This window comes from Eubacteriaceae bacterium Marseille-Q4139 (assembly GCA_018223415.1).
Classification (GTDB): domain Bacteria; phylum Bacillota; class Clostridia; order Lachnospirales; family Lachnospiraceae; genus CABSIM01.
This window is the reverse complement of record JAGTTQ010000001.1, coordinates 360,986-382,844: the sequence shown is the minus strand read 5'-3', so window position 1 is coordinate 382,844 and position 21,859 is coordinate 360,986. Positions and strand designations below refer to the sequence as shown.

The window sequence follows — 21,859 nt, the reverse complement described above, 5'->3', positions numbered from 1 at the left end:
ATGGAATTTGCCATTCTGGATTTCCTTCAGACGATTCACAATCCCGTTCTGGACGCAGTCATGTGCGCCTTGTCAGCGGCTGGGAACGGGGGCTTGCTCTGGATCCTTCTGGGGATTGCCCTGCTGTTTTGGAAAAGGACGAGAAAAGAAGGGATCATCGTGCTGCTTATCCTTCTTGGCTGCCTGATCGTCGGGAATTTGATTTTAAAGAATGCCGTTGCACGGCCAAGGCCCTGCTGGCTGAATCCGGCGGTGGAGCTTTTAATCCCGGTGCCCGAGGACTTTTCCTTCCCGTCGGGACATACGATGGCAGGCTTTTCCGTTTCCTTTTACCTTTGGCTTAAAAACCGGAAATGGGGCAGTGCGGCGCTTGTGCTGGCGGCTCTCATCGCCTTTTCCAGAATGTATCTTTACGTCCACTTCCCGACGGATATCCTGGGCGGGCTTCTCATCGGGCTGGCTCTTGGATATGCGGGAATGAAAACAGAAAATCTTTGGAATAAAAAGACATCCCCCAAAACGCCGTAGAGGTGCGGGGGATGTCTTTCGTATGTACTCTGTTACCGGTTCATTTCGCTGACAGGGCCGGTGGAGTGGTGCTCTCTTATGATCCTGTCGATTTCCTTGAAATCCGAGGACGGAAGGTCGCCGGGCACCGTGTTTTTCACGCTGGAGGTGGCGTTTCCGAATTCCATGGCTTTTCTCGGATCCTGGTACTTTAAGAGGCCGAAGAGGACGCCGGCTACATAGGCGTCGCCGGAGCCGATCCGGTCGATGACGTCGATATCCTTATACGGCTCTTCTGTGAAGAACTGGCCGCTCTGGGCGTCGTAGAGCGTCGAGGTAAAGCAGTGCTTTCTCGGGCTGATGACGGTACGCTGGGTGGCGGCAACAATCTTTACGCCGTACTCGTCGGCATAGCTCTTTAAAATATCCTCGAGGCAGCCGGTTTTCCGGAACATGCGGCGGCTCGTCTCCTCGGACACGAACAGGACGTCCACCATGGGAAGAATCTTTTTGATGGTCTCCCTGGCTTCTTCTTCGCTCCAGAGGTTCGCACGGTAGTTGACGTCAAAGGAGATCAGTGCGCCGTGCTCTTTAAAGCGGCGGATCAGTTCGATGGCCGTGTTTTTCATGCCTTCGCAGAGAGCCAGGCTGATGCCGCTGGTGTGGAACATTCTGGCAGAGGAGTAAACCTCCTCGGGGATTTCCTCCAGCCGGATCCTGGTGACGGAGGAAGAACGGCGGTCATAGACGATGGTGGGCTTTCTCGGCGCGGCGCCCATCTCGTAGTAGTAGAGTCCCAGCCTTGCTTCAGGTGAGTCGTCGTAAATCAGATAGTCGTCGGATACGCCGACGAAACGGATCCTGTTTTTGATGAAGGTTCCAAGCTCGTTTAAGGGGAGTTTGGAGATGATGCCGGTGCGGAGTCCTAAAAGGGCCACACCGGAAGCCACGTTCAACTCTGCGCCGCCGGCGCGCTTTTCAAAAATGTCGCCGTCCACGATGCGGGCATGGCGGGGCGGGGAAAGCCTCAGCATGATTTCGCCAAAGGTCATCAGGTCAAAGGAATTCGTACTCATGATTCATACCTCCGCGTTATGTAGTTTCTGCGGGCCGCCTCCGGGCCCGCAGCTTATCTCTACTATAAACCTATAAACCGAGTTCGTCAAAGGATTTCCGCAGGGTATCGCAGGATTTGCCGAGTTTGTCCATCTCTTCGTCGGGAAGATCCAGGGTGAGGATCCTGGAGACACCATTCTGGTTTAAAATGCAGGGGACTCCCACATAGACGTCCTTCTGACCGTATTCGCCGTTTAAGCAGGCAGAGACCGTAAGGACACTGTTTTCGCCGCCCAGGATGGCGCGGACAATCCTGGTGAGGGCCATGCCGATGCCGTAGTAGGTGGCTTTTTTGGCGTCGATGATTTTGTAGGCCGCTTCGCGCACCTCGGTGGAGATGTTTTCCAGATCAGAGACGGAGAGCCTGCCGTCAGATTCCGCACAGATCTGGAGTACCGGCTTCGTGGCGAGAAGGGCCTGGCTCCACGGGACAAACTCCGAGTCGCCGTGTTCGCCCATGACATAGGCATGGATGTTCCGCGGATCCACATCCAGATAGGCGCCGAGCAGGTAGCGGAGCCTTGCTGTGTCTAAGGCTGTTCCGCTTCCGATGACGCGCTCTTTGGGGAAGCCGGAGATTTCCCTTGTGATTCTGGCCATGATGTCTACCGGGTTTGTGGCAATTAAGAAGATTCCGGAGAAACCGGAGTCTGTCACGGAGCCGACGACGGAGCGGAAGACCTCGGCGTTCCGCTTTAAGAGGGCAAGCCGCGTTTCGCCGGGCTTCTGGGCCACGCCGGCACAGATGACGACGATGTCGGCATCGCCGCAGTCGGAATATTCCCCTGCATAAATTTTCATGTTCCCGGGCGCAAAGGCAAGGCCGTGATTCAAGTCCATGGCCTCGCCCTCGGCTCTCTTTTTATCCAGATCGATGAGGACGAGCTCATCGCATGCTGCCTGGTTTAAAAGACAGTAAGCAAAGCTCATCCCCACCATGCCGGTGCCCACAAGGGCAATTTTCCGGTTGTCACATCTTGTTGCCATAAAGTCCTCCTTCCGGCGGGAAACGGATCTTTGCCGTCTGCCGCCTCACACACATATATTTTCAAGTGTTTTCTTTTCATGCCTATACTATACATCCATTGTTAAAAAAATGTCAATATCTAAAAACAGAAATTTTGAAAAATACTTTATCAATCGGGGAAAATGTGATAAGATAAATCATTAAGAAACGGGAAATGGAGGAATGGATATGGCAGAGAATACGAAGCCGGCGGTAGAAACAGAAGAAAAAGAAGAAACCGTCTCCAAAAATTTCATTGAGCAGGAGATTGATAAGGATTTGGCAGAAGGTGTGTACAGCCATGTCCAGACGAGATTCCCACCGGAGCCAAACGGCTACCTTCACATTGGCCATGCAAAATCAATCCTTTTGAATTCCGGCCTTGCAAAAGAGTACGGCGGGAAGTTCAACCTGCGGTTTGACGATACGAACCCCACGAAGGAAAAGACGGAATTTGTGCATTCCATTATTGAAGACGTGAAATGGCTTGGCGCCGAGTTTGAGGACAGGCTGTTTTTTGCTTCCGACTATTTTGAGACCATGTACGAGTGCGCCGTCCTTCTGATTAAGAAGGGAAAGGCTTATGTCTGCGATCTGAGCGCAGATGAAATCAGAGAGTACCGCGGCGATTTCAATACGCCCGGAAAGAACAGCCCCTACCGCGACCGCAGTGTCGAGGAGAACCTGGAGCTTTTTGAGAACATGAAAAACGGCATGTACAAGGACGGGGAGAAGGTGCTCCGTGCGAAGATTGACATGGCGTCGCCCAACATCAACATGCGCGACCCGGTCATTTACCGCGTGGCCCATATGACCCACCACAACACCGGTGACAAGTGGTGCATCTATCCGATGTACGATTTCGCCCATCCCATCGAGGATGCCGTCGAGCACATCACCCACTCCATCTGTACGCTGGAATTTGAGGATCACAGGCCGCTTTACGACTGGGTCGTCAGAGAATGTGAGTTTGAGAACCCGCCGCGCCAGATTGAGTTTGCGAAGCTCTATCTCACCAACGTGGTGACGGGAAAACGGTATATTAAGAAACTCGTCGAGGACGGCATCGTGGACGGCTGGGATGATCCGCGTCTTGTTACGATTGCCGCTCTGAGAAGAAGAGGCTACACGCCGGAATCCTTAAAACTTTTCGTGGATCTGGTGGGCGTTTCCAAGGCCAACAGCTCTGTGGACTATGCGATGCTGGAATACTGCATCCGCGAGGATTTGAAGCTTAAAAAGCCGAGGATGATGGCGATTCTCGATCCGGTGAAGCTGGTGATTGACAATTATCCGGAAGGGCAGACGGAGATGCTTCCGGTGCCCAACAACCTGGAGAATCCGGAGCTTGGCGAGCGGCTCGTGCCGTTCTCCAGAGAGCTCTATATCGAGCGGGAGGACTTCATGGAGGAGCCGCCGAAGAAATATTTCCGGCTGTTCCCGGGCAATGAGGTGCGCCTGATGAGCGCGTACTTTGTGACGTGCACAGGCTTTGAAAAGGATGAAAACGGCAATGTGACCGTGATCCACTGTACCTATGATCCGGAGACGAAGAGCGGTTCCGGCTTTACGGGAAGAAAGGTCAAGGGGACGATCCACTGGGTATCTGCCGCAGAGGCAGGCAAGGTGGAGTGCCGCCTGTATGAAAATATCGTGGACGAGGAGAAGGGAAAGTTAAATGCCGACGGCACGCTGAACTTAAACCCCAACTCCAAAAAAGTTGTGGAGGCGTATGTGGAGCCGGCGCTTATGGAAGCAAAGGCATACGACAGCTTCCAGTTTGTGAGAAACGGTTTCTTCTGCGTGGACTGCAAGGACAGCGCCGAAGGGAAACCGGTGTACAACCGGATCGTGTCCTTAAAGAGTTCCTTTAAGATCACGAAATAGCCAAAGAGAAAGGGAAGGGATGCCCGCAGGGAAGTTTTATGTGGACATCCCTTTTTGCTGTACAAGCCCGGCAAGCGGCATCATGCTTGCATGAAAAGAAGGAGTTTTTGCATGGAGTTAATGATCCCTCTGGACAGCCAGGACAAACGGCCGTTATACGAGCAGATTTATCATTATATTAAGGAAGAGATCCGTACAGGCGGCATCCGCCCCGCCAGGCAGCTTCCGTCCACGCGCCAGCTTGCGGAGAGCCTGAAAGTAAGCCGCAGCACGACGCAGCTTGCCTATGAACAGCTTGTGTCCGAGGGGTATCTCGAGGCCATTCCGCGGAAGGGGTATTTTGCCGCCAGCCTGGAGGGGATTTTTCCGCCGCTTGCCGAGGCGCCTGTCCGCCATGGGGAAAAGCCTGAGAAAGCCGCAGGGCAGGAGAAGAAGGCAGAATATGCCGTGGATTTTTCACCCCGCGGCATCGACCTGACGGGGTTTCCGTTTTCCACCTGGCGAAAGATCAGCCGCGCAGCTTTGAGGCGGGAGGAACAGGAGCTTTTCTTAAAGGGCGAGCCCCAGGGCGATCTGGAACTTCGGACGGCAATCGCTGAGTACCTCCATGCGGCCCGCGGCGTCCACTGCCTGCCGGAGCAGATTGTCGTGGGGGCGGGGAACGAGTATCTTTTGATGCTGCTTTCCCAGCTTCTCGGGCGGGACGCGGGGATTGCCATGGAAAACCCCACCTACAACCAGGCCTACCGCGTGTTCAGCGGCATGGGACATCCGGTGTACCCGGTGGAGATGGACAAAAGCGGGCTCATGGCAGAGGCGCTTTCACGCCTGCCCGTGACCGTAGCCTATACGATGCCGTCCCATCAGTTTCCCATGGGGATTGTCATGCCGGTGAAGCGGCGCCAGGAGCTTCTCTCCTGGGCAGAGGAAAAAGAGGGGCGCTATCTGATCGAGGACGACTACGACAGCGAGTTCCGCTATAAGGGAAAGCCGATCCCGGCGCTTCAGGGCATGGACAGGAAGGGGCTTGTGATCTACATGGGCACTTTTTCCAAGTCCATTGCGCCGGCCATCCGTATCGGCTATCTGGTGCTGCCGGAGCGGCTCCTTTCCCGGTACCGGGAGAAGGCGTGGTTTTATTCGTCTACGGTTTCCCGGGTGGATCAGCGGATTCTCTGCCGTTTCCTTTCCGGCGGGTATTTTGAGCGGCATTTGAACCGGATGCGGGAGATTTATAAGGGAAAACATGACGCGCTGCTTGCGGCGCTTAAGGCTCTGGAGCCGGAGTTTGAGATCCGCGGGGAGTTTGCGGGGCTCCATGTGCTGCTTGCAAGCCGGACAGGGCGGAGCGAGAAGGAACTTTTGGAGACGGCGGCTGCGGCTGGCGTCCGCGTGTATGGGCTTTCCGGCTTCTTCATACATCCGGAGCATGAGCGGTATCCAGGGACGGTGCTTTTGGGGTACGCAAACCTGGAAGAGGAAACGATACGGGAAGGCGCGTCACTTCTTCTTAAAGCATGGAAAGAGGGGAAGGAATGAAGTATTTTCTGATGTTGATCATGGCGGCATTTTTTCTCTCGGCCTGCGGGAACACAGCGTCGGAGACGGAGACGCCGGCCGCAGAGGAGACGGCAGAGGTGCTCCGGCCGTCACAGCCGGAACTTCCCGTCTCGGAGGCGGAGGCGAAGCTTTGCAAGTCGCTTTATGAGGCCATGGAAGAGAAAGATATGGAGGCGGCAGCCGGACTTTTAAACGGCAGCCAGGAGGAGTTCCGGACGCTCTCCGAGGAGACGCTTTCCGGCGAGCGGTATCTGTTTTACCGGGAGACGACGGCCCAGGGAGATGTGATATGGCGGATGCGGCCCGTGGACGGGGAGCTTCTGGGGTACGGGCTCGTACTGACCCGCTACAATACGGCATTTTTCGGGGAGTTTATGGCGGGAAAGCCGGATGGCGAATGCCTGGCAGTGCAGGCGGTGGTGCTTGATGAGCCGCGGTTCACGTATGCGGACGGGCTCTGGTCAGACGGGCGCATGAATGGCCATGGCGTCACCGGCTACCAGTATTATGAGGAAAAGCCGGAGGGGAGCTTTGCTTTTATATCCAAAGAAGCCGTTTATGTGGACAACCTCTGTGACGGAACGATGGTTTATACGGCCGGCGACGGTGACGGGGATTCGCTCCACTGGCAGATGGAGACGGGCATGGGCGTGACGGTGTTAGATGAGCGGTGGATGTATTATGCATACAGCAGCGAGTACATGCTTCCGTCGCAGGAAGACGAAGACCGGGCGTATGTGATCCCGGAGGATTCGATGGATGCGGTTCGGTGGAGTAATTTGATTTTGTGGGAGGAGAGCGGAAAAGAAAACGGCGGGAGTTAAATCCCGCCGAACAATCTCTCTTCGATTAAATGGATCCCATGGAGAAAGCACTCGCAGACCGGCGTTTCCACTCCCAGGGATTTTCCAAGCTCCACCACGGTGCCGGCGAACATGTCGACTTCGGTGCGCTTTCCGGCCTCGAGATCCTGGAGCGTTGAGGGCTTGTTCCCGTAAGGGATCCGGGAGAGCGTGTGCTCCTGGCGGTCGATGTCGGACTGATCCAGGGCAATGCCCAGTTTGTTGGCAACGCGGATCACCTCCCACATGGCGGCGCGGCGGAAGAAGTTGGCATGCTCGCTTTTCTGGAACGCGCCGAAGGGCACCTGGAGCATGGCACATGTCATGTTTTCGCCGACGTTGCACATGAATTTAAACCAGATCCCGCGCAGCATGTCGGGATCAATTTTATAGTCAATATCGCAGGCATCAAATAAATTTTTGACGGCCAGGACGTTTTCCGAGAGGTTTTCGGGATCATTTTTCAGGTCGCCGAAGTGGATCAGGCCCTTTTTGGGATCGAATTCCGTTTTTCCGTCCCGCATGACGATGCTGATCCGCATATAAGAATAGAGCAGGTGGTCTTCGCCGTAGACGGCGGCCACCTGTTTTTCACTGTCAACGCCGTTTAAGACGGAGAGGATGATGGTGTCCTTGCCTACCTGATTTTTGATGTCCCGAATGGCCTGTTCCAGATCGTAGCCTTTGACGGCGATGATAACTAAATCAGCCGGCCCGCAGTCGGCTTCCGGCGTGATGATCGGAAAACGGTAATTGGTACCGTTTACGGTAACGCCTTTCTGTTCCAGGCGATCCTTCCGCTTCCCATCTGCCATAATCTTAAAATTTTCCCCCAGATACCCGGAAAGCCGCGGCGCAAAGAAAACGCCCATGGCCCCGAGGCCGATCAGGGTCACGCGTTTGATTTCCCTCATAATCGTACCTTCTCCCCTTTATTTTCTTATGGTTTATGTAAGATACCGGGAGCACGAAGTGCGGAACAATCCAGTATCAAAGGGGCTAAAAATCCTTTTGACCCCAACACCATTTTAATATAAGAAGAGATCGGTGTCAACAAAATGCCTGGCCCGATTGGCGTTCCGGAGTTTTGGAACATAGGAAAAACATCCTGATTTCCCATACGGCAGCGTGTGGGAGCAGGATGTTTTTTTCTTTGAAGATGTGATACGGATAAGCACAAGGGAAAGACACATATACACGGCATAATGTGTATTATGTCATGCATCTGCTTTCCCTCCTTTCCTATTAAAAATAGCACAGGAACAAGGAAACTTCAATAGAAAAGCTGGAAAAAATTGGAAATTCCAGGCCTTTGCCGTCTGGCGGGGGGCGGTTTTTCAGGCCTTAAAAGCAGTCAACATCTCATAATACACATTATGTCATTGCTGTATGTGCAGCTATGAAACAGGATTTGACAGGCAGGACATTCGGATATCTGACCGTAGTCAAAAGAGCCGAAAAAGGAGATAGCCGGCACCGGTACTGGGTCTGCAACTGTATTTGCGGAAACGAGAAAATTGTCGAGGAGTCTCATTTGAAAAACGGCCACACCAAGAGCTGCGGCTGCTATCGGAAAGAGGTTCGGCAGGGGAAGGGAAACGACTTGAGAGGTATGCGGTTCGGCCGTCTGACAGCCGTCTGCCTGATCTCAGCCCAGGATGACAAAGAGCAGTATTGGCTCTGCCGCTGTGACTGCGGAAATCTTGCCGTCTGCCGCGGCATCCAGCTTCGGACGGGAGCAGCAAAAAGCTGCGGCTGTCTTCAGAAGGAAAAGCCCATCCGTCCTGCGGGCGGGCTGAGTGCGGAGCGGATCGCAAACCGGAAGACGTACACAAACAATACCAGCGGGCACCGGGGCGTATATCGCAAAGGGCGGGACCGCTGGAGAGCGGCCATCGGCATCGGCGGAAAAGTTTACCATCTGGGGACGTTTCTGACCTATGGGGAGGCCGTGACGGCACGCCGGGAGGCAGAAAACCGTTTTTACGAAATGTTTCAGGCGGGCCATGAAGAAGAGAGGCTGGAAAAACAGGACAGCCTCGGAGAAAAAAGACAGGGGTGATTTAGAAAAAGGATCCCGGAATATGGAGAGACGAAAAGTTACCGGGAAGTTATGATTTAGGAGGAAAAGCTATGAGGCGAAAAGCGAAACGCGTATTCATAGGGATTCTGACGGCGGCGCTCATGCTGAACAATGTTATGGTTTCCCTGGCGGATACGGATATCGGGGGACTCGTCCAGATCCCGGTGAAAGATGCAAATGGCATGGGGGCGGCGGTGCGTGTTGCCAGCGGCTCCAATTCGGACGCAAAAGAACCGGATAGGACGGCAAGCTCGTCAGATGCGGTCATGAGCGTTTCCATCGCTGAGGGAAATATTGTCATTGAAAACAATAAAGTGTCAGCCGGCGAGGAAGTTCTGGGGGCAGTTCCGGAGGAAGGAATTGTCATTTCAGGAGAAAGCACGGAAAACCATATCACACTGCGGGGCGGAAGCGAAGAAAGTCCGCTGAAGGTCACAATTTCGGGCCTTTCCATTTCTTCGGAAGTTCTGGAGGCAGATAAGGCCTATTCCCTGATCGACATTGCAGGCGGCCATGTGGAACTGACCCTTGACGGGGAAAACACGTTGGAAAACGCCGGCGGCGACAAGGCCGTTGTCCATGTGGCGCCGAATGCAGCACTTACGGTAGTCGGGGACGGAAGCCTTGGGATACAGAACGGCAGACCGGACAGCACGGACTTTGAGGCCAGCGGAGCTTCCATTGGAGGAAATGCAGGGCAGACGCCTGGCGCCATCACAATTGAAAACGGAAATATTTCAATTGAGCAGTACGGAACCGGCGCCGGAATCGGCGGCGGCGGAGAAGTCAAAGGGGTCGTTGGAAACAGCGGGAGCCTTGCAGTCCATGGAGGAAATCTTGAGGTCTGCGTTGAGGCTGTAATCGGTGGAAAAGGAACCGGCGCCGGCATTGGCGTAGGCGGAGGCGGCACCTATTCGAATGACGGGCTCCTGGAAACCATAGAAATATCTGGCGGAATCGTCGATGTTTCGGTGAAGGGGGATCCCAGTCCAAGTAAGAAGGGAGCTACAAAAGCGGCCATCGGCGCAGGAAGAAGCGGGAACCCGGACGGAGGAATCATTCACATCACTGGTGATGCAGAAGTGACGGCGTATGTGGATATGTATTCCGCAGCCATTGGAGGCGGAGGTATGTACGCTACTGTGATGCCGCGTGACAATGGAAAACCATATCAGATTGTGATTGACGGTGAAGCCGTTGTGGATGCCAGAACAGAAATGCCGGAAAATGGTGAAAGCACTCTGATACTTGCCGGGGCAGCCATCGGCGCCGGACAGATCAACTGGCTGGATTGGAACATTCATATCAGCGGAGACAGTAGGGTCACTGCAAATGGCGGCGGTGGCGGTGCCGGAATCGGCGGTGCACTTGTGATGCGACCCTCTTCCGCTCTTGGCAACCCGGAAATCAACATTACGATTGACGGAAATGCAGATGTATATGCAGCCAGTGAAGCAAATGGAGCTGGTATCGGAAGCGGGTACATGGCTTTTGCCCCTCTCGCAAGGACGGCTGTTTCCATCGGAGACAATGCGAAAGTCGTTGCCATTGGCGGTGCTGGAGGAGCCGGAATCGGAGCCGGCTATAATGACGATGCGAAGAGTATCTCAATTACCGGCAATGCAGAGGTAAAAGCAGTCGGCGGTTACGGCGCGGCTGCCATCGGTGCAGGTGAAGACTGTACAGTACATTCCCTCACCATCACCGACGGCACCCACATCGAAGCCTACGCCGACGGCACAAAATTCGCCGTCGACAGGATGATAAAAGATGGCGGCGAATCCGTCACCGACGCGATCCTGAACGGCAGATTTGCAGAGTTCGGCACCGAGGACACGCTGACGGAAGATCAGGAAAATCCTGTGAACCTGCTTCTTGACGGCGGCGTCGATGCTCTTGCAGGCGAGGACGGATGTCTCGTGATCCCGGCGAATTACCGTTCCTTTGCATCGACGGTTTCCATTGAAGATGACGGGCTCCATATGGTCAAGCTTCAGGATGCCGCCAGGAACGTATATTATGCCTACTATGACGGCGATACGTCCAACATTCAGTATGATGTGAAGCAGAATGAAATGCTCACGAAAGACAATCTCCGCTGGATGAAGATGGAGAACATCCATATTAAGCCGGTGGACATGACGATTTACGTGGGCGGTGACGGCTACGAAGGCGTTACTCATAACGCCGCAGGCCGGGCAATGTCCGTAAGCCGGGCAGTATCCGGAAACGGAATCCCGGAGCCGGTATTTGAGATCACAGGTATTGAAAATCCGGAGGAGCTGACCCTTCGCAACGCAGATACGGGTGCGGAATGGAAAGCCGTAAGTGCCGGCGAAAACACTTACCGGCTGGAAACGGTCGGGGAAGCCGAACCGGCAAGAATGGTTTACACGAATCCTGAAACAGGAGAAACCATTGGAAACGATGCTTTCGACCCGCAGGAAGAACAGGAGTTATTTGCAACCTACTCGGCAGAGCTTTATGCCGGGGAACATGAAAATGCCTTCTCCTTCTATGTGGCAGCCGAAGATGAAGCCGGCGCTTCCTACACGGTGACGACGGAACCGGCAGTTCTGACAGTGCGTGCCGTTGAGAACACAGACGCAGGCAAGACTGTGACAGACGTTCTGACGGACAAGCCGCAGACAGGGCTGGAATCCGGAACGGCAGCCGTATGGGCCCCGGCAGGAACGACTTATACGATCAACGACAAGGGAATTGAGCTGAAAGACGGCGCAAGACCAAGCCTTCTGTTTGACGATATCATTACGTCAGACGGAAAAGAGCGGATCCAGCCGTTAAAGGCTGCTTCCGACAGCCACCTGGGACTGCCGGCCATGAACGCAGAGCGAAATTACGAGTTAAAATATCTGGATCTCGTGGACGCCAACGACGGAAATGTCTGGATCACGGCTTCGCAGCCGGTGACAATTTACTGGGCATACCCGGAGGGGACGGATTCCAATACGGAATTTAAGCTTCTGCACTTTAAAGGGCTCCACCGCGACAGCACGTCTGACGGAGGCAACACAGGTTTTGACCCGGCAGACATTGCAGGCGCCGAAATTGAAACGGTATCTGTTGAGACAGCAGATTCCGGCATCAGCTTCCAGGTCGGCTCCGGCGGCTTCTCGCCGTTTGTCCTTGTATGGGATGCGGTGACGGAAGAAGGCGGAGAAGACCCAGACCCTGACAAGCCAGGAACAGAGGAGCCGGATCCCGATCCTGACAAGCCAGGAACAGAAGAGCCGGATCCAGATCCTGACAAGCCGGGAACAGAAGAGCCGGATCCAGATCCTGACAAGCCAGGAACAGAGGAGCCGGATCCCGATCCCGACAAGCCAGGAACGGAAGAACCAGATCCAGATCCTGACAAGCCGGGAACAGATGAGCCGGACAGGCCTCAGGGAGGAGACTCTGGTGATTCTGACGACGATAACGGAGGCGGCGGAAGCAGCGGAAACGGCGGGAGGCCGTCCCATGGCAGCGGCACCTCGACGCCTACGGCGCAGGTTCCCACACCGCCGGCCGAAGAATCCTCTGATCCTCCGCATCCGGAGATCAACCGCCTGCCCAACATGGGCGACGAGCAGTTCGGGCCGGGCATGACTTACACGGCCGAAGAGGATCAGGAAAATACGGTTGTAACCGTGGATGAAACAAAGGAAATCATTCCGCAGCTTCAGAGCTATTATGAGCAGAACAGTGACCTCAGGGGCTGGCTCACCGTGCCGGGAACCGGTTTCGGATACCCGGTTATGAAGACCGTATCCCCCTATGACTACTATCTGCATCATAACTTCAGCCGTCAGTCCGACGCGGTAGGCATCCCGTTCATCGGTGAGGGCTGCGATGCCGGGGACATGAATGTGCTGATCCATGGACACAACATGAATGGCGTCCTTCAGTTCGGCTATATCTGGAACTACCAGTACCCGTCCTTCCGCGCGAAGAACCCGTACATCGACTTCAAGAGCCTCTATGATGAGGACGGCAGCTATGAGGTTATGGCTGTCTTCTTTGCCCCGGTTTATCCGGAAGAGGCCGAGGGTGTGTTCAAGTGGTACCAGTATGTAGGCGATATGAACAAGGCACAGTTCGACTATTATGTGGAGAACGTAAAGGCAAGCTCCCTCTATGACACCGGCGTAACGGCGGCATATGGGGATAAGCTGATTACCCTTGAGACGTGCGCCGACAGCAAGACGAACACCAGGCTTGTGGTTGTAGCAAGAAAGCAGGCAGCCCAGAATGCCCAGGAGACGGCCGTGACGGCAGCCGAAGCAGGCATAGAGCAGCTTCAGTAACAGGACAGGAGAGGGAGAATTCCAAAACGGGGTTCTCCCTTTCCTTTTTAAATAGCGGAGAAACACCCATGGAAAAGAGCGCCGGGCGGGCCGCGGAAAGAAACAATTTTTGTCATAATTTTGTCAGCCTTTGTTGACATTTTTGGGTGGAACTGATATACTGTTTCTATCAATATTGTGTAAAGTGCATAGGAACAGTCAGGAGAAGACTTTTATGGTATTTTAGCTTTTAGATTCAGAGGAAATGACATTATGATAAAGATATCATTATCCAGTGAGAAGAAGGAAAATATTATAAGGGTCTATTTTTGTGGATATACGAAGCTGGCTTAACATGGTGAGGGGATACTGTAAGAATTATAGTAACCTTTCTATGTTTTCAACAGAATGGAATGCATTCCACAATATGGAATATAACTGACCTGAAAAGGGAAGAAAAATGAAGGAGGTGCGGTGAGTATATGTGGGTTGGTCAGGAAGTGACGTTTTTAGATTCCGTCTCAATTTCTATCCTTGGGCTTTGTGTTGTATTCGCGGCTCTTGTGGCACTGGCGCTGGCGATCATCATCATATCCAAAATCCTTGGAATGATTATTAAGCCGGAGGCTCCGAAGGCGGCTGTCGTGACGCCGGCTCCGGATCCGGGAATTGACGAGGAATCCTATGCAGTGCTTCTCGCGGCGATCAGTGAGGAAGCACGCCTGTCAGGCGAAGAGATTCGAGTGGTAAGCATCAAAGAACTGTAACCTTGCAGAACAAAATTTAAAAAGAGAAGGAAAGGATGTATCAGAACTATGAAATACGTTGCTACATTAAATGGAAAGAGATATGAAGTGGAGATCGAAAGAGTAGACGGCTACAAACCGCTTGACAGAGGCGCTTCCGTAAGCGCACCGGCTCCGATCATTGCTCCGACTCCGGCAGCAGCACCGGCCCCGGCACCTGCTCCCGCACCAGCCCCGGCTCCTGCACCGGCCCCGGCACCCGCTCCCGCACCGGCAGCAGCACCTGCACCGGCAGCAGCAGGCGGACAGAGCGTGGAAGCTCCGATGCCCGGCAAGATCCTTGATATCAGAGTTAAGGTCGGCGATGCAGTAAAATACGGCCAGCCGGTTGTTATCATGGAAGCAATGAAGATGGAAACCGAAATTGTAGCGCCCGCTGACGGAACCGTAGCGTCTGTCAATGTAAACAGCGGAGATACCGTAGAGACGGGTGCTGTCCTGGTTACCTTAAACTAGGAGGTGCCGCGTGAATATAATTTCTGTCTTTGGAGAGCTGTTGGCCCAGTCAGGCTTTGCCGCACTGACCTGGCAGCAGGCCGTCATGCTCCTCATTTCCTTCATTTTATTATATCTGGCAATCCATAAGCAGTTTGAACCGCTTCTGCTGCTCCCGATTGCTTTCGGTATGTTCCTTGCGAACCTGCCGCTCGCAGACCTGATGAAAGAGTCCGAGCCGTGGTACACGGCCGGCGTTCTGCGGATTATTTACGGCGGCGTAAAGTCCAGCCTGTTCCCGTGCCTGATCTTCATGGCCGTCGGCGCCATGACGGATTTCGGCCCGTTGATTGCGAACCCGATCAGCCTTCTTCTTGGAGCGGCTGCTCAGTTCGGTATCTACGTTGCATTTATGTTTGCCCTCGCAACAGGGCTCTTTACCCCGGGTGAGGCGGCTGCCATCGGTATCATCGGCGGCGCTGACGGCCCGACCGCGATTTACATCGCAAACAACCTGGCTCCCGATCTGGTGGCGCCGATTGCCGTGGCAGCGTACTCCTACATGGCGCTGATCCCGTTAATCCAGCCGCCGATCATGAAGCTCCTCACGACGAAGAAAGAGCGCCAGGTTGTCATGAAGCAGCTCCGTAAGGTCAGCAAGGCTGAGAAGATCATTTTCCCGGTATTCGTGGTTCTGTTCTGCTCCCTGCTGCTCCCGTCCGTAGCACCGCTTCTCGGCATGCTGATGCTTGGAAACCTGCTCCGTGAATCCGGAGTGACGGCAAGACTTTCCGATACGGCGCAGAACTCCCTCTGCAACATCGTAACGATCATGCTCGGAACGACTGTCGGAGCCACTGCAAACGGAGAGATCTTCCTTCGTCCGCAGACCATCGCCATTATTGTTATGGGACTTGCAGCATTCTGCTTCTCCACGGTAGGCGGTGTTCTTCTTGGAAAGCTTCTGTATCTTGTAACCGGCGGAAAGATCAATCCGTTAATCGGTTCGGCAGGTGTATCCGCAGTTCCGATGGCTGCCCGCGTTTCCCAGAAGGTTGGCTCCCAGGAAAACCCGACCAACTTCCTGCTCATGCACGCCATGGGCCCGAACGTAGCCGGCGTTATCGGCTCCGCCGTAGCAGCAGGATTTTTCATGCTCATGTTCAAGTAGGAAGTGAGCTTCGGCTCACTCCCATACATACCAACGATTCATTTATATTATCTATATAAAGGAGGCTTTATTGTGAGTAATAAAGTGTGTACATTACAGGAAGCAATAGCGAAATACGTGGAAGACGGCGACCAGATCTCCTTCGGCGGCTTTACCACAAACAAAAAGCCCATGGCTGCTGTCCGTGAGATCCTGCGCCAGGGTAAGAAGGACTTCATCGCATGGGCCGGCCCGGCAGGTTCCGACTGGGATATGCTGATCGGCGAGAACCGCGTAAAAGCTTACATCAACTGCTATACGGCAGACTCCGGCGTAACGAACGTATCCCGCCGGTTCCGCAAAAAAATCGAGAGCGGCGAGCTGATCTATGAGGATTACTCCCAGGATGCCATCATGCTGATGCTGCATGCGGCTTCCCTCGGCCTTCCGTACCTTCCGGTGCGCCTGATGATGGGTTCCGGCCTGGTAGACGAGTGGGGAATCAGCAAGGAAGTAAGAAAGACGATCCCGGGCCTTACCGAGGACAAGTTCGTATATGTTGAGAACCCCTTCAACCCGGGCGAGAAGGTAGTTGCCCTTCCGGTTCCGAAGCTGGATACGGCCATCATCCATGTTCAGAAGGCATCCCCGGACGGAACTGCCATCATCATCGGCGATGAGTTCCACGATGTAGACATCGCAGTTGCTGCAAAGAAAGTCATCATCACCTGCGAAGAGCTCATCAGCAATGAAGAAATCCGGAAAGACCCGACCGTCACCAAGATTCCGTGCTTCTGCGTAAGCGCAGTCTGCCATGTACCGTACGGCGCTCATCCGACTCAGTGCTACGGCTACTATGACTATGACAACGCATTCTTAAAGGCATACGGCGCAGCCAGCAAGACTGAGGAAGACTTCCATGTATTCTTAAACGACTATGTTTACGGCGTTAAGGATCAGGATGAATATCTCAACAAACTTGGCGCAACCCGTCTTATCAACTTAAAGGTAACACCGGGCTTCGGATATGCGGCAGATGCCAGCAAGGAGGACTAATTATGGCTGATTATACAAAATATACAAATAAAGAGATGCAGGCAATTACGCTTGCAAAATGCATTCACGACGGACAGATCGCAATCGTAGGAACGGGACTTCCGTTAATCGGCGCATCCGTTGCAAAGAGATTATTCGCACCGAAGTGCAACCTGATCGTAGAGAGCGGACTTATGGACTGCTCCCCGATTGAGGTACCGCGCTCCGTAGGCGACCTGCGCTTCATGGCTCACTGCGGCGTTCAGTGGCCGAATGTACGTTTCATCGGTTTCGAGGCAAACGAGTGGCTTCATGACAACGACCGCCTGATCGCTTTCATCGGCGGCGCTCAGATCGACCCCTACGGAAACGTAAACTCCACCTGTATCGGTGACTACCACAACCCGAAGACACGTTTCACAGGCTCCGGCGGTGCAAACGGAATCGCAACCTTTGCAAACACCATCATCATGATCCAGCATGAGAAGAGAAGATTCATGCAGAAGATCGACTACGTTACAAGCCCCGGCTGGATCGATGGCCCTGGCGGACGTGAGAAACTCGGCCTTCCGGGCAACCGCGGCCCGCAGGCAGTCGTTACCGACCTTGGTATCCTGAAATTCGACGACGAGACCAAGAGAATGTACCTGGCCGGCTACTATGAGACGACGACTCCTGAGGAAGTACAGGAGAACACCGGCTTCGACCTCGACGTATCGAGAGCTGAGAAGTTAGCTCCGCCGGATCCGGAAGTTATCCGCATGATCCGCGAAGAGATCGACCCGGGTCAGGCCTTCATTCAGGTTCCGAAGGAAGAGCCGGCAAACTAAACCATGACGCCGCAGACTGCGGCTTCACGAAGTAAAAACCCAAGGCCGCCGGGCGGGGAGAAACTCCCCGTTCCGGACGGCTCACATGTATTTAGAGGAGGAAGAAAAAATGGGCTACTATTCCATGCCTGGATATTTCCAGAACATGCCGGTCATCGGCAAAGAGCTGGTAAACCCGAACCCGGAGAACGAGCAGGAGATCAAAGCCGTTGAAAAAGATATCCATGAGTCCATCGAAAAGGCTCTGGCTGCCGGTATTACCAGCGAAGAAAAGTTAAACGAGCGCGGACAGTTATCCGCCATGCAGCGTATCAACGCCCTGATTGACGAGGGAACCTGGTGCCCGCTCAACAGCCTTTACAATCCGCAGAACAACAAGTTTGGAACCACCAACATCATCAACGGCCTCGGCCGTGTCAATGGAAAATGGGTGTACATCATCGCTTCCGACAACAAGAAGATGGCAGGCGCATGGGTGCCGGGCCAGGCAGAGAACCTGCTCCGCGCTTCCGATACTGCAAAGATGATGCACCTTCCGCTTGTGTACCTTTTAAACTGCTCCGGCGTTGAGTTCCCGAACCAGGACAAGGTATATCCAAACAGAAGAGGCGGCGGTACCCCGTTCTTCCGCAATGCTGAATTGAACCAGCTCGGCGTTCCGGTTATCGTAGGCATCTACGGAACGAACCCGGCCGGCGGCGGATACCACAGCATCTCCCCGACCATCCTGATCGCACACAGCCAGGCCAACATGGCAGTCGGCGGCGCAGGCATCCTTTCCGGTATGAACCCGAAGGGCTACATCGACGAGGAGAGCGCAGAGCAGATCATCGCAGCCCAGATCGAGAACAGCAAACAGCATGTTCCGGCACCGGGCTCCGTACCGATCCACTATGACGAGACAGGCTTCTTCCGTGAGGTTTATGAGAACGACTACGGCGTAATCGACGGAATCAAGAAATACATCAGCTACCTTCCGGCATACAACCTGGAGTTCTTCCGCGTAGACGAGCCGAAGCACCCGAGATTCTCCGCAGACGACCTGTACAGCATCATCCCGATGAACCAGAAGCGCCCGTATGATGTCTATGACGTCATCGCACGTCTCTTCGACGGCTCTGAGTTCTCCGAGTACAAGAAAGGCTACGGCCCGGAGATGGTGACAGGCCTTGCAAAGGTCAACGGTCTTTTAGTCGGCGTCATCGCAAACGTACAGGGACTCTTGATGAACTATCCGGAGTACAAGCAGAATTCCGTCGGCATCGGCGGCAAGCTGTACCGTCAGGGCTTAATTAAGATGAACGAGTTCGTAACCCTCTGTGCACGCGACCGCATCCCGCTTATCTGGCTTCAGGATACGACGGGTATCGACGTCGGCGACGATGCAGAGAAGGCAGAGCTCCTTGGACTTGGCCAGTCCCTCATTTACTCCATCGAGAACTCCAAGCTTCCGTCTCTGGAGATCACGCTCCGCAAGGCCAGCGCCGCAGCCCACTATGTACTCGGCGGCCCGCAGGGCAACAACACCAACGCATTCTCCCTTGCAACAGGCGCAAGCGAGTACTATGTAATGCCGGGCGAGACGGCTGCAAACGCCATGTACTCCAGAAAGCTTGTAAAGGCAAAGAAGGCAGGCGAGGAGCTTCAGCCGATCATCGACAAGATGAACGACATGATCAACATGTACACAGAGAAATCCCGTCCGAAATACTGCACGATCATGGGCATGGCAGACGAGATCGTCGATATGAACGAGCTTCGTCCGTACATCCAGGCATTCACGGAGGCTGTTTACCAGAATCCGGAAACCATCTGCCCGTTCCATCAGATGGTAACGCCGCGTGCAATCCGCGAGTGGGATACCTTTAAAAAAGCGTAATTCTGACCTGACGTCCAGGCCGGGGAAAATCCCCGGTCTGGATATATCTGTTTTATCTGCCAAATGCATGGCGGGCATCCATCTGAAATTTGCCGAAACGCTTGCGGAAGCATGGCCCGTGTGCTATACTTTGATAGATAAAAAACGATGTTTGACGAAAAACCGGAGGTTAGTATGAGCGCGATTTATACATTGGGAATTGACGTTGGCTCCACAGCGTCCAAGTGCATAATCTTAAAGGACGGAACGGAGATTATCGCCAAATCCCTGATTGATGTCGGGGCGGGCACCAGCGGCCCGCAGCGTGCCATCGACCTGGTACTCGAAAATGCAGGTATGACGAGGGACCAGATGGCATACACCCTGGCGACCGGCTACGGCCGCAATTCCTTAATGGGAATTGCAGACAAGCAGATGAGCGAACTTTCCTGCCATGCCCGCGGGGCTTATTTCCTGTTTCCCAACGTCCATACGGTCATCGACATCGGCGGCCAGGACGTAAAGGTGCTTCATATTGAAAACGGCGCCATGGTGAATTTCCAGATGAACGACAAGTGTGCGGCCGGAACCGGGCGGTTCTTAGACGTCATGGCACGCGTCCTGGAGGTGGAAGTAAAGGATCTCGGCCGTCTCGGCGGCATGTCCAAGAAGAATGTGGCCATCAGCTCCACCTGTACGGTTTTCGCGGAGAGCGAGGTTATCAGCCAGCTTGCCCAGGGAACCGATAAATGCGATATTATCAACGGCATCCACCATTCGGTGGCTCACCGCGTGACGGGATTAGCCCACCGCGTCGGCGTTGTGCCGGAGGTCGTCATGACCGGCGGCGTGGCTCAGAACACAGGCGTTGTAAAAGCGCTTGAGGAAGAGCTTGGCTGCCCGATCCAGACGTCCCCGCTGACTCAGTATAACGGCGCGCTTGGCGCCGCCCTGTTTGCATGGCAGGGTGCCAGCCGTCAGAAATAAATTTCTAAAAATGGAGGATGAAAATTATGGCAAAACAAGTTAGTCCTGGCGTTCTCGCCCTGCGTAAGGTTGTCGATGACGTCCATAAGGAAGCGCGTGAGGCCAAGGCGAGAGGAGAGTTAGTCGGATGGTCTTCATCCAAATTCCCCTGCGAGCTCGCTGCGGCGTTTGACCTTAATGTAATGTACCCGGAGAACCAGGCAGCCGGTATCGCTGCAAACCACTACGGTGAGCTGCTCTGTCAGGCGGCCGAGGATCTCGGTTATGACAACGATATCTGCGGTTATGCCCGCATCAGCCTTGCCTATGCGGCAGGAAAGCGCGGCGCCCGCAAGTTTGACCCGGAGACAGGCGAATACATCATCGACCCGAACACCGGAAAGCCGTTAAAGGATGCTGACGGAAAGGTCATCATCGACGAGGCAACCGGAAAGCCGAAAAAAGACCCGAAGACCCAGAGCCCGTACATGGTTCTCGATGACTTAAATGAGATCAATGCCCTTCCGGACGGCCCGGAGAAGGAGCGCCGCCTGGCTGCTATTTCCCCGATCCGCCAGATGCAGATCCCGCAGCCGGATTTCGTCCTTTGCTGCAACAACATCTGCAACTGCATGACGAAGTGGTATGAGAACATCGCACGTATGCACAACATTCCGCTTATCATGGTGGATATCCCCTACAACAACACCGTTGAGGTGGACGACTCCAACGTGAAGTATGTCCGCGCCCAGTTCGACAAGGCCATCAAGCAGCTTGAGGAGCTGACCGGAAAGAAATTCGACGAGAAGAAGTTTGAAGAGGCATGTGCAAACGCAAACCGTACCGCAAAGGCATGGTTAAAGGTCTGTGATTACCTTCAGTACGAGCCGGCTCCGTACAGCGGCTTCGACCTGTTCAACCACATGGCTGACGTCGTAACGGCACGTGCGAGAGTCGAGACCGCAGAGGCCTTCGAGCTGTTCGCAAAAGACCTGGAAGAGATGGTAAAGAAGGGCGAGACGACGACTCCGTTCCCGGAGAAGTACCGCGTCATGTTCGAGGGTATCCCCTGCTGGCCGAAGCTTCCGGCCCTGTTCAAGCCGCTTAAAGAGCACGGTGTGAACGTAACGGCTGTCGTTTATGCACCGGCCTTCGGCTTCGTTTACAACAACATGGACGAAATGGCCCGCGCTTACTATAAAGCTCCCAACTCTGTCTGCATCGAGCAGGGCGTTGACTGGAGAGAGGGCATCTGCCGTGACAACAAGGTTGACGGCGTCCTCGTTCACTACAACAGAAGCTGCAAGCCGTGGAGCGGATACATGGCAGAGATGCAGCGCCGGTTCACCGACGATCTTGGCATTCCGTGTGCAGGCTTCGACGGCGACCAGGCTGACCCGCGCAACTTCAACGCCGCTCAGTATGAGACGCGTGTCCAGGGCCTCGTAGAGGCGATGGATGCCAACAAGCAGGCAAAGGAGGCATAAAC

The 21,859-nt window shown here is 54.3% G+C and carries 17 protein-coding genes; 14 read left to right on the top strand and 3 right to left on the bottom strand.

Going from position 1 to position 21,859, the window contains the following annotated elements; all coding sequences use genetic code 11:
• Positions 1-528: a phosphatase PAP2 family protein gene (locus KE531_01865; GenBank protein ID MBR9952381.1), complete on the top strand. Its 528-nt coding sequence runs from the start codon at positions 1-3 to the stop codon at positions 526-528.
• Between the two features lie 32 nt (positions 529-560).
• Here the strand turns inward: KE531_01865 and KE531_01860 are convergent, their stop codons facing one another.
• Entirely contained in the window at positions 561-1,583 is a 1,023-nt protein-coding gene (locus tag KE531_01860; GenBank protein MBR9952380.1) for a sugar kinase, read from the bottom strand.
• Positions 1,584-1,653: 70 nt separating this feature from the next.
• Entirely contained in the window at positions 1,654-2,610 is a 957-nt protein-coding gene (locus KE531_01855) for an L-lactate dehydrogenase (GenBank protein ID MBR9952379.1), read from the bottom strand.
• A gap of 208 nt (positions 2,611-2,818) precedes the next feature.
• Between KE531_01855 and KE531_01850 the strand changes: the two genes are divergently transcribed.
• The 3 genes from KE531_01850 to KE531_01840 all read left to right on the top strand — a co-directional run bounded on the left by KE531_01850 (position 2,819) and on the right by KE531_01840 (position 6,900).
• A complete protein-coding gene (locus KE531_01850; GenBank protein ID MBR9952378.1) occupies positions 2,819-4,516 on the top strand; it encodes a glutamine--tRNA ligase/YqeY domain fusion protein in 1,698 nt (565 codons plus the stop codon).
• Between the two features lie 111 nt (positions 4,517-4,627).
• On the top strand, positions 4,628-6,055 hold the full coding sequence (locus KE531_01845) for a PLP-dependent aminotransferase family protein (GenBank protein MBR9952377.1): 1,428 nt from the start codon (positions 4,628-4,630) through the stop codon (positions 6,053-6,055).
• Entirely contained in the window at positions 6,052-6,900 is an 849-nt protein-coding gene (locus tag KE531_01840; protein ID MBR9952376.1) for a hypothetical protein, read from the top strand. The genes KE531_01845 and KE531_01840 overlap by 4 nt, the downstream gene beginning before the upstream one ends.
• Here the strand turns inward: KE531_01840 and KE531_01835 are convergent.
• The gene (locus tag KE531_01835; GenBank protein MBR9952375.1) at positions 6,897-7,832 is read right to left on the bottom strand and encodes a ketopantoate reductase family protein; all 936 of its coding nucleotides are present in this window, start codon (positions 7,830-7,832) and stop codon (positions 6,897-6,899) included. The genes KE531_01840 and KE531_01835 overlap by 4 nt on opposite strands.
• 485 nt (positions 7,833-8,317) lie before the next feature.
• On the opposite strand from KE531_01835, the gene KE531_01830 reads away from it, so the two are divergent.
• The 10 genes from KE531_01830 to KE531_01785 all read left to right on the top strand — a co-directional run bounded on the left by KE531_01830 (position 8,318) and on the right by KE531_01785 (position 21,857).
• Entirely contained in the window at positions 8,318-8,980 is a 663-nt protein-coding gene (locus KE531_01830; protein ID MBR9952374.1) for a hypothetical protein, read from the top strand.
• Between the two features lie 71 nt (positions 8,981-9,051).
• A complete protein-coding gene (locus tag KE531_01825; GenBank protein MBR9952373.1) occupies positions 9,052-13,311 on the top strand; it encodes a sortase in 4,260 nt (1,419 codons plus the stop codon).
• Positions 13,312-13,772: 461 nt separating this feature from the next.
• Positions 13,773-14,057: an OadG family protein gene (locus tag KE531_01820; GenBank protein ID MBR9952372.1), complete on the top strand. Its 285-nt coding sequence runs from the start codon at positions 13,773-13,775 to the stop codon at positions 14,055-14,057.
• A 48-nt stretch (positions 14,058-14,105) separates the two neighbouring features.
• On the top strand, positions 14,106-14,552 hold the full coding sequence (locus tag KE531_01815) for an acetyl-CoA carboxylase biotin carboxyl carrier protein subunit (protein MBR9952371.1): 447 nt from the start codon (positions 14,106-14,108) through the stop codon (positions 14,550-14,552).
• Positions 14,553-14,562: 10 nt separating this feature from the next.
• Positions 14,563-15,702 (top strand): sodium ion-translocating decarboxylase subunit beta, encoded by a 1,140-nt coding sequence (locus tag KE531_01810; protein ID MBR9952370.1) that lies wholly within the window; start codon positions 14,563-14,565, stop codon positions 15,700-15,702.
• A 72-nt stretch (positions 15,703-15,774) separates the two neighbouring features.
• A complete protein-coding gene (locus tag KE531_01805) occupies positions 15,775-16,737 on the top strand; it encodes a CoA transferase subunit A (protein MBR9952369.1) in 963 nt (320 codons plus the stop codon).
• Positions 16,738-16,739: 2 nt separating this feature from the next.
• Entirely contained in the window at positions 16,740-17,546 is an 807-nt protein-coding gene (locus tag KE531_01800) for a CoA-transferase subunit beta (GenBank protein ID MBR9952368.1), read from the top strand.
• A 109-nt stretch (positions 17,547-17,655) separates the two neighbouring features.
• Positions 17,656-19,425 carry a glutaconyl-CoA decarboxylase subunit alpha gene (locus KE531_01795; GenBank protein MBR9952367.1) on the top strand — a complete coding sequence of 590 codons (1,770 nt, stop codon included), beginning with the start codon at positions 17,656-17,658 and terminating at the stop codon, positions 19,423-19,425.
• 174 nt (positions 19,426-19,599) lie between these two features.
• Complete coding sequence (locus KE531_01790) at positions 19,600-20,391, top strand: 2-hydroxyglutaryl-CoA dehydratase (protein ID MBR9952366.1); 792 nt, start codon at positions 19,600-19,602, stop codon at positions 20,389-20,391.
• 26 nt (positions 20,392-20,417) lie between these two features.
• Complete coding sequence (locus tag KE531_01785) at positions 20,418-21,857, top strand: 2-hydroxyacyl-CoA dehydratase (GenBank protein ID MBR9952365.1); 1,440 nt, start codon at positions 20,418-20,420, stop codon at positions 21,855-21,857.
• Positions 21,858-21,859: the final 2 nt, after the last annotated feature.